The organism is Ralstonia sp. SET104, assembly GCF_003851545.1.
Classification (GTDB): domain Bacteria; phylum Pseudomonadota; class Gammaproteobacteria; order Burkholderiales; family Burkholderiaceae; genus Ralstonia.
The window spans coordinates 59766-74829 of the sequence record NZ_BHVX01000017.1; the positions used below are offsets into that span (position 1 = coordinate 59766).

Here is a 15064-nt window from a genome sequence, read left to right on the forward strand (position 1 = left end):
GCAGGCGGTGCACAATCGTCGCCTTCTGCTTTACCGCCACACAACTCACCAAATCACGGGGAACCATCATGACGTTGCAAGTCTGGCTGGCGTTTTTTCTGGCCGCCTGGGTGATCGCCATTTCGCCGGGGTCGGGCGCCATCTTGTGCATGAGCCACGGCCTGACGCATGGTGTGCGCCGCACGTCGGTCACGATCGCCGGGCTGGAGCTGGGCATCGTCGTGATCCTGTTTATTGCTGGCGCCGGGCTGGGCGCGTTGCTGATTGCCTCGGAGCACGCCTTTACGGCCATCAAGATCGTCGGTGCGATGTACCTGATCTATCTGGGCATCGTGCAGTGGCGTACGCCCATCCAGATCGCCAAGCCCGCTGAGGGCGAACCTGTGAAAGTGCCGGGCAGTGGTGCGCGCCGTCGTTTCCTGGTCGGTCTGCTGACCAACCTGACGAACCCGAAGGGCATCTTGTTTATGGTGGCCGTGCTGCCGCAGTTCATCGACCCGGCCAAGCCGCTGCTCTCGCAGCTTGGCATCCTGGCGGCGACGATGGTGTTTGTCGACCTGATCGTCATGCACGGCTATGCGCTGCTGGCTTCGCGCGCGCAGCGCCTGTTCCGCAACCCGCGCGCACTGCGCTGGCAGAGCCGCTTCTTTGGCGGCATGTTGATGAGCATTGGTGCGGCGCTGTTTTTTGTGAAGCGGCAGACCGCCTGATCAGTTAATCCGCTTTTACGCCACGCCGATACTGGATCGCCTCGCCCACGTGTGCGGCGTCGATCTGCGTGTCGCCCGCCAGATCGGCGATGGTGCGGGCGAGCTTGAGCACGCGTGCATAGGCCCGGGCAGACCACGAGAAGCGCGTCATCGCATGGCGCAACAGGCCATCGGCGGCATCGGTGCGGGCGCAATGGAGGTCGATCTCGTGGCCCGCCAGCAGCGCGTTGCGCTTGCCTTGCCGCGCGATCTGCCGCGCATGTGCAGCGGACACGCGTTCGGCCACGTTCACGGTCGGCTCGCCGGGCGGGCCGTCGAGCAATTCTTCCTGCGAGGGCGTCGGCACCTCGATCTGTACGTCAATGCGATCGAGCAGCGGGCCGGAGATGCGCGCCTGATACCGCTCGACCTGATCCGGCGTGCAACGGCACGCGCGCAACGGATGGCCGCGATAGCCGCACGGGCACGGGTTCATCGCGGCAATCAACTGGAAGCTGGCCGGAAAGTCGGTCTGGTGCGCGGCGCGCGAGATGGTGATGTGGCCGGTCTCCAGCGGTTCGCGCAGGACTTCGAGCACGCGGCGTTCGAACTCGGGCAATTCGTCCAGGAAGAGCACACCTTGATGCGCGAGCGAGATTTCGCCCGGCCTCGGTGTATTACCACCACCGACCATCGCCACGGCTGATGCGGTGTGATGCGGCGCGCGAAACGGCCGCACCTTCCAGCGCCGCGCATCAAAGCCGCGCGTGGTCAGGCTGATCACGGCGGCGGCGGAGAGCGCTTCGTCGTCACTCATGTCGGGCAGCAGGCCGGGAAAGCGCTGCGCGAGCATCGACTTGCCGGTGCCGGGCGGGCCGATCATCAGCATCGAATGGCCGCCCGCAGCCGCCACCTCCAACGCACGCCGTGCCTGCGGCTGGCCCCGCACGTCGGCCAGGTCGGGATAGCGGACATCGGCATCCACCGGCGCGGGTAATGCGGGTGCGAGCTTGCGGTCGGGCGCGCTGAGGTGGTCGCACACCTCGATGAGCGTGCGCGCGGGCAGCACCTTGGTGCCGGTCACGAGCGCAGCCTCGGCGGCGTTTTCGGCGGGCAGGACGAAGGCGCGGGCGAGGGACGCTTCGCCGTCAGCAGACGCGGGATTGCGTGACAGCGCATACGCCATCGCCAGCGCACCGCGGATCGGCCGCAAGTCGCCGGACAGCGACAGCTCACCGGCAAACTCGTGCGCGTCCAGGTGCGTGTGCGGAATCTGCCGGCTGGCGGCGAGGATGCCCAGCGCAATGGCCAGGTCGAAGCGCCCGGATTCCTTCGGCAGATCCGCCGGTGCGAGGTTGACGGTGATGCGCCGCGCCGGAAATTCGAAGCGGCTGTTCTGGATGGCCGCGCGCACGCGATCCTTGCTTTCCTTCACCTCGGTGTCTGGGAGCCCAACGATGGTGAACGATGGCAACCCGTTCGCCAGATGCACTTCTACCGACACGGCGGGCGCATCGATGCCCGACAGTGCGCGCGAACGCAGGACGGCCAGGCTCATCGCGCGGCCCCCCAGGTGCGTTCATGAGTGGGGCAAGGGGCAGTGAGCTGTGGCATGGCGTGACAGTGCGTAGCGGTGGCGAAGCCCGCCACTGTGCCAGCCGTGTTGCGCCGTCGTACCAGCCTGCAGCCAAATTTGACGATTCGCGCGGTGCGGGCGGCGAATCGTCGGTCCTGCCCGAAGTGTCAATGCCAGCCCGTGTACACGTCGGCGCCGAAGCCTTGCAGCCCGGTCATGCCCGCATAGCCGAGATGCGTCAGCCCGAAGATGTCTTCGACGCTCTTGAGCATTGCGTAGTGGTTGTACGGCGTGTTGCTGACGGTGCCCGGCTGGATGGCGGGCGAGAGTAGCACCGCGCCAATACGCCCGCCGCCGGGGCCGTTCAAGCCTGGGGCCGGCGTGTTCGGGCCGGTGGGCTCGCCGCAGCAGGCGGTGCTGTCGTTGGTCTCCGCTTCATCGAAGGTGATGATCAGCAGTCCGTCCTTGCGGAACGCGGGCGAGTTGGTGATCTGCGGCACCCATGCCTGCAGAAAGCGGTCGATGGCGGGCAGGCCCCCGGCGGTCTTGCCGTCGGCGCAGGTCGGGTCGTCGTGGCCGTCGTTGCACAGGTTCGGCACGATGAAGGAGAACGCCGGGGTGCTGGACGCGCTGGCGAGGTCGGTGGCCAGGTTGTCCAGGCGCACGACATGGCTGTTGCAATCGGCGGCGTTGTCAATGATCGCGTGGAAGTACACGAACGGGTTATGCCGCGTCGCGTAGCCGTCGGTGGCGGTGGCCGTCTGCGTGCCGTCCTTGGCGTTCAGCGCCGGGTGTGCACAGGTGGCGCTGCCGTCGCGGGTCAGATCGTTGCCCATGTCCTCCATGTAGCCGCGCCAACTGAGCCCCTTGGCGGCCAGTTGGTTGGCCACCGTCAGGACCGCCGGCGGATACACGCAGCCGCTGCCGGTCACCTGGCCGTTTGTGTCCGGGGTGGTGGTGCCCAGCCAGTCCGTATAGATCTGGCAGTCCGCCTGCGTCTGCACGTTGGGTGCCTGGCCGCTGATCATGGTCAGGTAGTTGTCGTTGCTGTTGTGGCCGGTGCCGTAGTACTGCGTGAGCAGCGCGCCCTGGGCCGTGAGCGTGTTGGCAAGATACGGTGCCTGGCTGCCAGCACCGAAGGTCTGCACGTAGCCCTTGTTTTCCAGCACGATCACAAACACGTGGCCGATCTGTCTGGATGCCGGCGTGGCCGGCGCTTGCACCGGCTGTGTGGCAGGGGCGGGCGTTGTTGCGGCAGAGGAGGTGGGCATGCCACTGTCGGCAGACCCGCCGCCGCCGCAAGCCGACAGCAGGAAGATGAGGGCAGCGGCCAGCAGGCAGGCAGACAGCCGGTCAGAAAGGAAGCGTTGCATGATAGGTGCGATGGATCAGGGAAGAGGAAAGCCCAGCGCGCTGGCAATCGTGCGCAGTTCGCCCACGCCGGGTACGCCGGGCACGCCTGGGACGCTGCCGGTCACGGAGCCGGGACACAGCCCGCCGAACGGCCCTTGCGGCACGCTGATGGCTGGCGCAGTGAGGTTCGGCGGCGAGTTGAAATCGAGCGCGTAGGCAATCGAATTCGTGTCCCGCAGCCCGCCACGCGCGCCCAGACTATTCAGGCCAAAGCGCCACGCCAGGAGCGCGTGAATCGAGCTGGGATCGAGCGGCCAGTGGCTGACATGCCCGCGCCGCACGCGCGGCCCGACCAGCACCATCGGCACGCGAAAGCCGACATAACCGTCGTTGCCCAGCAGCGTTTCGGCTGCCGAAACCGGCCGCTTGAACGGCGGCACGTGGTCGAAAAAACCGCCCCATTCGTCATAGGTGATCACCAGCAGCGTTTTCTGCCAGCCTGGGCCGTTGCGTACCGCGTCGTAGATCTGATTCAGGAAGGCTTGCCCGTTGCGGATGTCGGAGTTCGGATGGTCGTCTGCGGAGATGCCTTGCGGGTTCTCGCCGGTGAAGCGCGGGTCGACATAGGAGAACGCGGGCAGCGTGCCGGCGGCGGCGTCGGTGAGGAAGCTCCCGAACGGCTTGGAGATGCCGAGGTACTTGTTGCCGAACAGCGCTGTGAACGGCACGTCGCTGAAGTAGTAGTTGGCGGAGACGCCTTTCTCTGCGCAGCGGTCGAAGATGGTTGGCAACTGGCAGGTGGCGTTTGAGTTGTGCAGGCGATCGGTCTCGCCGCACATCAGGTAGAAGCGGTTCGGATAGGTCTCGGCCAGGATGCCGCAGTGGTACTGGTCGCAGACGGTCCAGTGCTGCGCGGCGGGCCCGAAGAACGACAGGTCTTCGGCAAGGTAGTAGCCGATTGGGAACAGGTCGCCGGGGGTCTTGTTGGTGTCGGCAGTGCGCAGCCAGCCGTCCATCTTGCCGCCGTTCAGTTGGGTGCGGCCGCCTTCGTAGCTGTGGTCGGGGTCGGCAAAGCCGCAGCCCTGGAAGCCGTATTTCGGGTCGGTTGCGAGGCGGAACGTGTTCTGCACATTGCCGAACGCGTCGGTGAATTGCAGGCCGGCCTGCTTGCCGGCGGCACCGGGCAGCCAGCCGAAATAATGGTCGAACGAGCGGTTCTCCATGACGACCAGCACCACATGGTCGATGCCCGCCTGCTGCGGGTCCGGCAAGACCGGTGCGACCAATGGTGACGAGGCGGGTGCCGGAGCCGGCGTGGGCGACGGCGTTGCATTGGCCGGCCCGCTACTGTTGCTGCTGTTGCCCGTGCCGTCTGCCCCGCCACCGCCGCAGGCAGACAGTCCTGCGCCTGCCAGCGTGGCCGCGGCTGCGCCGATCAGCCGTCGGCGCGTGCGGAAGTATTCCGGGGATTGTTTTTCTGTCATGCGTTTTCTCCTGACGCGCGGCCCAAACCGATGGGCGCGCTCGATCGGTCGCCCGCTGGGCGTGATTGCGATGGCCGGACAGTAGCGGCGCGCCGGGGCGCGTTTTTGACAGAGATGGCGCTTGGAGAGGTGACTCTTCCCTAGCGCGTTTTTCACATTTCAGCAGGGGGTGTGCTCGCCACAACAAAGGTTTGCGCGTGCGCTGGCGCAACGGGGCGCCTTCCGATCCCCTTCCGGTCTGTGGTTTTTTTGCCGCGTAATGCGATGGCGGAGCGGGAATGAAAATGAAAGCGAGGTAGCGAATCGATCATGCTTGCGCCGCGCGTGCGCAAAAAAAACCGAAGCGCAAGGCTTCGGTTTTGTGGTCGGTGGATCGGTTCAGGGAAAGGCCGGCATCGCCGTGTCTTCGCCGCTGAAATGGCCTTCGGGGTGCGTCTTCTGCAGCAGCGCGCGTACCTCTTTCACACGCGAGCGCGGCACATCCACCATCAGCAGGATCTGCCCATCCTCCACTGCCTGCTTGAACGGTTTGAGGCGGCTGTTCGGCACCGAACTGCCGATCATGCTTGAGGCCCAGGCGCCAAACAGCGCGCCAACCACGGTAGTAATGCCGACCATGCCCCACTGCGGCCCTTCGCCGATCACCGGAAAGATCGCCGCCACGATGCCCGCCAGCACGCCCGCACCACCGCCAATCACCAACCCGTTCTGGGTAGCGTGGACGATGTCGGAAGTCTGGAGGATGTTGGCTTCGTGCAGCCCGGTGAGATCGACGCCGGGCCTGGAAACGAAATGGATGTTGCGCTCAGTGATGCGCGCCAGCAGGAGGTCGTTCATCACGCGCCGGGCGCTGGCGACGTCCGGCATCAGGAAGTAGAGGCGATGCTGCATGATCTTCTCCTCAAGCGCGGTTGCGCGTGCGTCTTAAGGACGTTCTAGATCAGTTCGCCAGCCGCAACAAGGCGGCGCATTGATCTTTTCGCTGTGCGCCGCAGCAAGGGTGCGGCGGTCGGCACAGATTCAGCAAAGATGCGCGTCCGCCGCAACACCGGGCGATGGGTTACTGGTCTGCGGGAGCGGTCGACTTGAGTTGCGCTTCCAGCGCTGCCACGCGCGTTTCGAGTTCTTCCAAGCGGGCACGCGTGCGCGCCAGTACTTGCGATTGGACGTCGAATTCCTCGCGCGTAACCAGATCGAGCTTGGAGAAGCCCTGGGTCATCATCGCGCGCACGTTTTTCTCGATGTCGGCCGCCGGGGAGTTGCGCAACGCTTCGCTCACGCGGTTCTGGAAGTCAGAAAAGAGATCGGTCGGTTTCATGTTGTTTGCTCCGTGGGTCGTGCTGTCTGCGCCAAGCCGGTGCATGCACCTCAACTGTGCGTGGATTTGCTGTGCCGTGGTGCGACGGGCTGGATCTGGCGCGTGGTTTCGGTGCTGCCGGCCGCGATGGTACCGGTTGAGCGGCTTGAGCGGCACGCCTTGCGTCAAATCTCGCTGCGATGCGACATTGGCGGCGCCACGCAATCGGGGACAGAGCCAGTCGCCGCAGTTTCTGCGCCCGGCCCTGCAGGCCATGGCATGGGGCTGAAATCACTCTATCACATGGTTTTTATCGCGCCATGACGGTATCGGCGGGTGGCGTGCGAAGCCGCCCGTGGCAACCCTTGGCGGGCAGAGCGCGTTGCTTGGCGCGATCCGTCCCCAATTTTCTGCGGTTTCCCCGGTGGGCGTAGCGCGGCGTCTCGCTTGAGGGCTCCCCCGAATCTGGCGACTCCCACCTGGCATGACAGTTGCAGAACCAGTGCGAATTTTTTTCCACTGCTGTTGCGACTTTCTAAAGGGGGAGAGCCGTTATGAAGAAGTTTGCGTACGCAGCCAGTCTGGTGCTGCTGACCGGTGCCGTTGCCGGTGTGAGCCAATCCGCCATCGCGCAGACCGCGCCGGCCGCCGATGCACCGGCCGCCGCACCCGCGCCAGCGCCGGCCGCACTCACAGCCAACGTCACGCTGGCCAGCCAATACCGCTACCGCGGCATCATGCAGACCAACAACAAGCCAGCCATCCAGGGCGGCTTTGACTACGCCATCCCGGGTGGCGTGTTGCCTGAAGGCTTCTACATTGGCAACTGGAACTCGTCGATCAGCTGGCTGAGCGATTCGAACTCGAATGTCTCCGCGCCGATCGAGATGGACTTCTACGGCGGCTACAAGACCGAGATCATCAAGGATGTGCCCATCGATGTGGGTGTGCTGCAGTACTACTATCCGGGCAACTACCCGAACGGTTTCACGCGTCCGCACACCACCGAAGGCTACGCGCAGATCGGCTACGGCCCGGTCACGTTCAAGTACTCGCACGCGACCTCGAACCTGTTCGGCACGCCGGATTCGCACCACAGCCAGTACTTTGACCTGTCGGGCAACTTTGACACCGGCTTCTGGGGCCTGACGCTGAACCTGCATGCCGGCTACCAGCAAGTGCCGCATCAGACCGTGCGCGCCTCGTATGCCGACTGGAAGGTCGGTGTGACGAAAGACTTTGGCAACGGCTGGGCGGCGTCGCTGGCCTACATCGATACGAACGCTTCGCGCGCGTTCTACACCAACACGCGCGGCAACTACATGGGCAAGGCCACGGCCCTGCTGTCGGTCACCAAGACTTTCCAATAACGATGCGCGGCGGTGCTCCGGTGCCGCCGATTGAGGAGCAATCAGCATGAAACTCATCATGGCCGTCATCAAGCCGTTCAAGCTCGACGAGGTCCGCGAGGCGTTGTCCGAAGTGGGCGTGTCGGGCATTACCGTCACCGAGGTCAAAGGCTTCGGACGCCAGAAAGGTCACACCGAGCTGTATCGCGGCGCAGAGTACATCGTCGACTTCCTGCCTAAAGTGAAGATCGAAGTGGCCGTGCCCGACGACGTGGTCGAGCGCGCCGTCGAGGCGATCGAAAAATCGGCGCGCACCGGCAAGATCGGCGACGGCAAGATCTTCGTGGCCGACGTTGAACAAGTCATCCGCATCCGCACCGGCGAGACCGGCAGCGACGCCCTATAAGCCCCAATCTGCCAAGGAAGAGGTCAAAACATGAAAACCTGGTTCACACGATTCCTGACGGCTGGGGCCGTCGTTGCGGTGCTTGCGGGCGCCGTGATGTCGGCGCCAGCCGCCGCACAGGACAAGCCGGCGGCCGAGGCTTCGGCGCCGGTTGCTGCGGCTGCCGCCTCCGAGCCAGCCGCCGCTCCGGCCGCTGCTTCCGAGCCAGCCGCTGCTGCGGCTGCCGCTCCGGCCGCTGCTGCGCCCGTGCCCAACAAGGGTGACACGGCTTGGCTGCTCGTCTCCACAGCGTTTGTCATTCTGATGACGCTACCGGGCCTCGCATTGTTCTATGGCGGCCTGGTGCGCAAGAAGAACATGCTGTCGGTGCTGATGCAGTGCATGGGCATCTTCTCGCTCATCACCATCCTGTGGGCCATCTACGGCTACAGCTTTGCATTCACCGAGGGCAACGCGTTCTTCGGCGGGCTTGATCGCCTGTTCCTGAAGGGCCTGACGCCGGACTCGGTAGCCGCCACCTTCAGCAAGGGCGTGGTGGTGCCGGAATACGCGTACTTCGCGTTCCAGGGCGCGTTTGCGGCGATTACCTGCGCGCTGATCATCGGCGCCTTCGCCGAGCGCGCAAAGTTCTCGGCGGTGCTGCTGTTCGTGGTGCTGTGGTTCACCTTCAGCTACCTGCCGATCGCCCACATGGTCTGGTTCTGGCCGGGTCCGGATGGCTTTACCGATGCCAAGGCGGCTGAGCTGATGACGGCCAAGTCTGGCTGGCTGTTCCAGAAGGGTGCGCTGGATTTTGCGGGCGGTACCGTGGTGCACATCAACGCCGCCGTGGCGGGTCTGGTGGGCGCCTTCCTGTTCGGCAAGCGCATCGGCTTTGGCCGTGAAGCACTCAAGCCGCATAGCCTGACGCTGACGATGGTGGGTGCCGCGCTGCTGTGGTTCGGCTGGTTCGGCTTTAACGCCGGGTCGGCTCTGGAAGCCAACGGCAGCGCCGCGCTGGCTTTCGTGAACACGCTGCTGGCCACGGCCGCCGCCGTGCTGTCGTGGAGCTTTGGTGAATGGTTCGGCAAGAGCAAGCCGTCGATGCTCGGTGCCGCATCGGGCGCCGTGGCTGGCCTGGTGGCCATCACCCCGGCTGCCGGTTTTGTCGGCCCGATGGGTTCGATCGTGCTGGGTGCGCTCGCTGGCCTGCTGTGCCTGTGGGGCGTGAACGGCCTCAAGCGCATGCTGGGCATGGACGACACGCTCGACGTGTTCGGCGTCCACGGTGTCGGCGGTATCTTTGGCGCGTTGATGACCGGTGTGTTTGCCGCGCCGAGCCTGGGCGGCACCGGCATTTACGATTACGTCACCAACAAGGTGGCCGACGGCTACTCGATCGGCGGCCAACTGTGGATCCAGTTCCAGGGCGTGGCGACCACGGTTATCTGGTCCGCAGTGGTGGCGTTCATTTCGTACAAGATCGTCGATGCCGTCATCGGCCTGCGCGTGCCGGAAGAAGAGGAGCGCGAAGGTCTGGACATCACATCCCACGGCGAAACCGCCTACGAAGACTGATTGCCTGTCGTATCCCGCAAAAGACCCGGCCGCGCGCCGGGTTTTTTGTTGGCGGCCGATTTCAACCGGTCAAGCGCCCGCCCAGCGCCGCCCCTGAGCCGGGGGAGGCTTAATTCCGATGTAAAAAACCTTCAATTGCCTCTCGTTATGCAGGCGCTTACATTGCAGACGTGGTTTCCTCCACCTGCAGAACGCTCCCCGTATCTGTCAGGCTATTCCCCAAGCGCGGCAGCCCCGCGCTTTTTTTTGTCCGCTATTTTTGTGTGGCTTTGTGCGCCGCCGCACACCTTCCCTTGCGAAACCGCCTACAGACCGCATATCAATAGGCCGCCACTGTCGGCATGCTGTCTGCAAGCTATTGCCTGTTCCTCTACAATCGGAGTGGGCGATAAATAACATCAATAGGAAGGGTATGGTTCCGCACTTGATCACCGCGCTGAACGGGCCGCTGCTGGAGCTCGAGCAGAAGATTCTTGACGCCACGCCCGCCATCGAACGCTGGTTCCGCCTGGAGTGGCAAGAACACACGCCGCCGTTCTATTGTTCGGTCGATTTGCGCAACGCCGGCTTCAAGCTGGCGCCGGTCGACACGAATCTGTTCCCGGGGGGCTTCAACAACCTGGCGCCCGAGATGCTGCCGTTGGCCGTCCAAGCCGCCATGGCCGCCATCGAGAAAATCTGCCCCGACGCCAAGAACCTCCTGCTGATTCCCGAACGCCATACACGCAACATGTTCTATCTGCAGAACGTGGCGCGCCTGTCGCAGATCATGCGCCAGGCTGGCTTGAATGTGCGACTTGGATCACTCTCCGAAGACATCACTGAGCCGACACCGATCGATTTGCCCGACGGCCAGCGCCTTGTGGTCGAACCGCTCAAGCGTATCGGCACCAAGGGCCGTCGCCTGGGCATGGAGGATTTCGACCCCTGCTCGATCCTGCTGAACAACGATCTGTCAGCCGGTGTGCCGCCCATCCTCGAGAACATCAACGAGCAATACCTGCTGCCGCCGCTGCACGCGGGCTGGTCGCAGCGCCGCAAGACGAACCACTTTGCCGCCTACGACGAGGTGGCCAAGAAGTTCGCCAAACTGATCGACATTGACCCGTGGATGGTCAACCCGTACTTCACCAAGTGCAGTGGCCTGGACTTCCACGAGCGCGCCGGCGAGGACGAACTCGCCCATGCGGTTGAGACTGTGCTCAAGAAGACCGCCAAAAAGTACAAGGAATACGGCGTGAATGAGACCCCATACGTGGTGGTCAAGGCTGACGCCGGCACCTACGGCATGGGTGTGATGACGGTGCGCGATCCTTCCGAGGTCAAAGGCCTGAACCGGAAGGAGCGCAACAAGATGAGCGTGGTCAAGGAAGGCTTGGAGGTCTCCGAGGTGATTGTGCAGGAAGGCGTGCACACCTTTGAAAAGATCAACGAAGCCGTGGCCGAGCCCGTCGTCTATATGATTGACCGCTACGTGGTGGGCGGCTTTTACCGGGTTCACACGGGCCGCGGCGTAGACGAGAATCTCAATGCGCCAGGTATGCATTTCGTGCCGCTGCCGTTTGCATCGAACTCGCTGCCGGACAGCCACGCCAAGCCGGGCGCCGGCGAGCCGAACCGTTTCTACATGTATGGCGTGGTGGCGCGCCTGGCCCTGCTGGCCGCGTCGCTCGAACTCGAGAAGACCGACCCGAACCCGCTGATCTGATCAGTCGTACCACGCTGTAGAGGAATCGCTATGCGCATCCTGTTCATCGTCGATCCACTGTCGACGTTCAAGATCTACAAGGATTCCACCTTCGCGATGATGCGCGAGGCGGCGGCGCGCGGTTACGCCATCTACACGTGTCTGCAGTCGCAACTCACGTTGGCGAACAACGTGGTGGAAACCGTCGCCATGCCCATTGCCCTGACCGGCAAGGAAGACGATGAGCACGACTGGTACCGCGCCGGCGATGCACGCCTGCTGCCGCTCACCGGCTTTGATGCCGTGCTGATGCGCAAGGACCCGCCGTTCGACATGGAGTACGTCACCAGCACGTGGCTGTTGGAGATCGCCGAGCGGCAAGGCGCACGCGTGTTCAACAAGCCGCAGGCTATTCGGGATCACTCCGAGAAGCTGGCCATCGCACAGTTCCGTGAGTTCACGGTGCCGACCGTTGTGTCACGCGATGCCAAGCGCCTGCGTGAATTCCACGCCGAGCAGGGCGACGTCATCTTCAAGCCGCTTGACGGCATGGGTGGCGCGGGCATCTTCCGCGTCGGGCCGGATGGCATGAACCTCGGTGCGGTCATCGAATCGCTGACCAACAACGGCGCACGCACGATCATGGCGCAGCAGTACATCCCTGCCATCCGCGAGGGCGACAAGCGCATCCTGCTGATCGGCGGATCGCCGGTGCCGCATTCGCTGGCACGCATTCCGATGGCCGGCGAGGTGCGCGGCAATTTGGCTGCCGGCGGTACGGGCAAGGCGCAGCCGTTGTCCGAGCGCGATCAGGTGATTGCGCATGCACTTGCGCCGGTGCTGTCGCAGCGTGGCCTGCTGCTGGTCGGCCTGGATGTCATTGGGGATTACCTTACCGAAGTCAACGTCACCAGCCCGACCTGCTTTCAGGAAATCACGCAGCAGACGGGCTTTAACGTGGCCGGGATGTTCATCGACGCATTGGAGCGCGCAGCGGGTAAGACCAGCGCATTGGGGCGCAAGCCGGCCTGAGGTGCGCAGGTAGCCCCTCTGCTGAGGGTCCTCCACAAGGGGGAGATTCGCTACGTGGGCGCATGATTGCCACAAATGCCCCTGATACAATCGGGCTTATACCGATTCGCTTTTCGATCATGGCAGGGATTCTGATCATCGCTCATGCGCCGTTGGCCAGCGCACTGCGCGATTGCGCTGCACACGTGTATTGCGGCCAGCCTGAACGGCTGGATGCAATCGACGTCCTGCCCGATGCCGACCCGGCTGCCGTGCTGGCCCAGGCGCGCGACAAGCTCGCCGAACTCGTCGAGGGCAACGGCGCGCTGGTGCTGACCGACATCTTTGGGGCGACGCCCGCCAACATCGCTTCGCGCCTGGCCGATCCGGGCCGGGTACGCGTGCTGGCCGGCGTGAACCTGCCGATGCTCGTGCGCGCTATCTGTTATCGCTCTGAAAAACTCGAACAACTTGCCGCAAAGGCCCTGGCCGGCGGCGCGCAAGGCGTACTGCAGGTCGGCTCGACAGCCGTTCAGAACCAGGTTGCCAACCATCCGGACAAATATGCTGCAGAGGGATATCACCATCATCAATAAGCTCGGGCTGCATGCCCGCGCTTCCGCCAAACTCACGCAGCTCGCCAGCAAGTTCGACAGCCAGATCAAGATGTCGCGCAACGGCCGTCAGGTCGACGCCAAGAGCATCATGGGTGTGATGATGCTGGCCGCGGGCATCGGCTCCACCGTCACGCTGGAGATCGAAGGCCCCGACGAGCACGACGCCATGGATGATCTCGTCGCGCTCATCAACGACCGCTTCGGCGAAGGCGAATAACCCGCCCGACGCACTCACTTCAACGCCGCTCCGTCCAGCGCTCTATGCCTTTTACCCTGCACGGTATTCCGGTTTCGCGCGGTGTCTCCATCGGCCGTGCCCACATGCTGGCGCGTGCGGCGCTCGATGTGTCGCACTACCTGGTTGATGAAGACAAGCTCGACGCCGAGGTCGAGCGCCTGCGCAGCGCCCGCGCCACCGTGCGCGCTGAACTGGCTGCACTCAAGCGCGACCTGCCAACCGATGTGCCCGAAGAGATGGGCGCTTTTCTCGACGTGCACGCGATGATCCTGGACGACGCGTTGCTCTCGCAGGTGCCGGAGACGCTGATTCGCCAGCGCCGCTACAACGCAGAATGGGCGCTCACCACGCAGCTTGAAGAGCTGATCCGCCAGTTTGGCGAGATTGAAGATGAATACCTGCGCGAGCGCAAAGCCGACATCGAGCAGGTCGTCGAGCGCATTCTGAAGGTGCTGGCTGGCGCGCCAGCGTTGGCGCCCGCGCCAGTGGCAGTCGGCTGCGATCCGGACGCTGGCATGATCGTCGTGGCGCACGACATTGCGCCGGCCGACATGCTGCAATTCCGGGGCCAGACCTTCGCCGGCTTCGTGACCGACCTGGGCGGGCGCACCTCGCACACCGCCATCGTGGCGCGCAGCCTCGACATTCCGGCGGCCGTGGGCGTGCACAACGCCAGCACGTTGATCCGCCAGGACGACATCATCGTCATCGATGGCGATAACGGCATCGTGATCGTTGATCCGAGCACGTCCATCCTCGAGGAATACCGCCACCGCCGCAGCGAGGGCGAGCTGCAGAAAAAGCGTCTCGAACGCCTGCGCCACACACCCACCGTCACGCTCGATGGCACGCAGATCGATCTGCAGGCAAACATTGAAATGCCGGAAGATGCGGTCGCTGCGGTCAAAGCCGGTGCCGTGGGCGTGGGCCTGTTTCGCTCCGAATTCCTCTTCATGAACCGGCGCGGCGCGCTGCCGGACGAGGAAGAACAGTTCCGCGCGTACCGAACCGCCGTTGAATCGATGATGGGTCTGCCCGTCACGATCCGCACGATCGACATCGGCGCAGACAAGCCGCTGGACATCCGCGACGATGTGTTCGAGACCGCGCCCAACCCGGCTCTGGGCTTGCGCGCAATCCGCTGGTCGCTGTCGGAGCCGGCGATGTTCCTCACGCAGTTGCGCGCGCTGCTGCGAGCATCGGCGTTTGGGCCTATCAAGATTCTCGTGCCGATGCTTGCGCACGCGCGCGAGATCGACCAGACGCTCGAGTTGCTGGCACGCGCCAAAGCCTCGCTCGACGCCGAGGGCGTGGCCTACGATCCGAGCATCAAAGTCGGTGCCATGATCGAGATTCCGGCGGCCGTGCTGATCCTGCCGGTGTTCCTGCGCCGCATGGATTTCCTGTCGATCGGTACGAACGATCTCATCCAGTACACGCTCGCCATCGACCGCGCTGACAATGCGGTCGCACACCTGTACGACCCGCTGCATCCGGCGGTGCTGCAGCTCATCGCACGCACCATCCGCGAAGGGCACCAGGCAGGCAAACCGGTGTCGGTGTGCGGCGAGATGGCCGGCGACGCCACCATGACGCGCTTGCTGCTCGGCATGGGTCTCACCGAGTTCTCGATGCATCCGTCGCAACTGCTGAGCGTCAAGCAACAGATCCTGCGGTCGGACCGCTCGCGGCTGATGCGTGAGGCCGATCGTCTTTTGCACGCCTGTGAGCCCGCTGAAGTCGAAGACGCGCTCGACGCGCTGGCGCGGGCCTGAACAGTGCGTTCCTAAAGCGCCGGCC

The 15064-nt window shown here is 64.2% G+C and carries 14 protein-coding genes; 9 read left to right on the forward strand and 5 right to left on the reverse strand.

Annotated features, from left to right (window positions below; translation table 11 throughout):
• The first annotated feature begins 68 nt into the window (after positions 1-68).
• Complete coding sequence (locus PSUB009319_RS19160; protein WP_124383787.1) at positions 69-710, forward strand: LysE family transporter; 642 nt, start codon at positions 69-71, stop codon at positions 708-710.
• 4 nt (positions 711-714) lie between these two features.
• Here the strand turns inward: PSUB009319_RS19160 and PSUB009319_RS19165 are convergent, their stop codons facing one another.
• The 5 genes from PSUB009319_RS19165 to PSUB009319_RS19185 all read right to left on the reverse strand — a co-directional run bounded on the left by PSUB009319_RS19165 (position 715) and on the right by PSUB009319_RS19185 (position 6420).
• Positions 715-2247: a YifB family Mg chelatase-like AAA ATPase gene (locus PSUB009319_RS19165; protein ID WP_124383788.1), complete on the reverse strand. Its 1533-nt coding sequence runs from the start codon at positions 2245-2247 to the stop codon at positions 715-717.
• A 185-nt stretch (positions 2248-2432) separates the two neighbouring features.
• Positions 2433-3638, reverse strand: coding sequence for an alkaline phosphatase family protein (locus tag PSUB009319_RS19170; RefSeq protein ID WP_124383789.1), 1206 nt, complete (start codon positions 3636-3638; stop codon positions 2433-2435).
• A gap of 15 nt (positions 3639-3653) precedes the next feature.
• Positions 3654-5102 carry an alkaline phosphatase family protein gene (locus tag PSUB009319_RS19175; RefSeq protein ID WP_124383790.1) on the reverse strand — a complete coding sequence of 483 codons (1449 nt, stop codon included), beginning with the start codon at positions 5100-5102 and terminating at the stop codon, positions 3654-3656.
• A 378-nt stretch (positions 5103-5480) separates the two neighbouring features.
• Entirely contained in the window at positions 5481-5993 is a 513-nt protein-coding gene (locus PSUB009319_RS19180) for a DUF1269 domain-containing protein (protein ID WP_124383791.1), read from the reverse strand.
• A gap of 169 nt (positions 5994-6162) precedes the next feature.
• Positions 6163-6420: an accessory factor UbiK family protein gene (locus tag PSUB009319_RS19185; RefSeq protein WP_124383792.1), complete on the reverse strand. Its 258-nt coding sequence runs from the start codon at positions 6418-6420 to the stop codon at positions 6163-6165.
• Between the two features lie 533 nt (positions 6421-6953).
• On the opposite strand from PSUB009319_RS19185, the gene PSUB009319_RS19190 reads away from it, so the two are divergent.
• From PSUB009319_RS19190 to ptsP, 8 genes are all read left to right on the forward strand, one after another.
• Complete coding sequence (locus PSUB009319_RS19190; protein WP_124383793.1) at positions 6954-7769, forward strand: TorF family putative porin; 816 nt, start codon at positions 6954-6956, stop codon at positions 7767-7769.
• A gap of 46 nt (positions 7770-7815) precedes the next feature.
• A complete protein-coding gene (locus PSUB009319_RS19195; RefSeq protein WP_124383794.1) occupies positions 7816-8154 on the forward strand; it encodes a P-II family nitrogen regulator in 339 nt (112 codons plus the stop codon).
• A gap of 30 nt (positions 8155-8184) precedes the next feature.
• The gene (locus tag PSUB009319_RS19200) at positions 8185-9711 is read left to right on the forward strand and encodes an ammonium transporter (RefSeq protein ID WP_124383795.1); all 1527 of its coding nucleotides are present in this window, start codon (positions 8185-8187) and stop codon (positions 9709-9711) included.
• 412 nt (positions 9712-10123) lie between these two features.
• Positions 10124-11419 carry a glutamate--cysteine ligase gene (gene gshA / locus PSUB009319_RS19205; protein WP_124383796.1) on the forward strand — a complete coding sequence of 432 codons (1296 nt, stop codon included), beginning with the start codon at positions 10124-10126 and terminating at the stop codon, positions 11417-11419.
• 30 nt (positions 11420-11449) lie between these two features.
• Entirely contained in the window at positions 11450-12430 is a 981-nt protein-coding gene (gene gshB, locus PSUB009319_RS19210) for a glutathione synthase (RefSeq protein WP_124383797.1), read from the forward strand.
• A gap of 119 nt (positions 12431-12549) precedes the next feature.
• The gene (locus PSUB009319_RS19215) at positions 12550-13005 is read left to right on the forward strand and encodes a PTS sugar transporter subunit IIA (protein ID WP_124383798.1); all 456 of its coding nucleotides are present in this window, start codon (positions 12550-12552) and stop codon (positions 13003-13005) included.
• Positions 12974-13243: an HPr family phosphocarrier protein gene (locus tag PSUB009319_RS19220; RefSeq protein WP_124383799.1), complete on the forward strand. Its 270-nt coding sequence runs from the start codon at positions 12974-12976 to the stop codon at positions 13241-13243. Before PSUB009319_RS19215 ends, PSUB009319_RS19220 begins: the two co-directional genes overlap by 32 nt.
• A gap of 44 nt (positions 13244-13287) precedes the next feature.
• Positions 13288-15039 carry a phosphoenolpyruvate--protein phosphotransferase gene (ptsP, locus tag PSUB009319_RS19225; protein ID WP_124383800.1) on the forward strand — a complete coding sequence of 584 codons (1752 nt, stop codon included), beginning with the start codon at positions 13288-13290 and terminating at the stop codon, positions 15037-15039.
• Positions 15040-15064 lie beyond the last annotated feature (25 nt).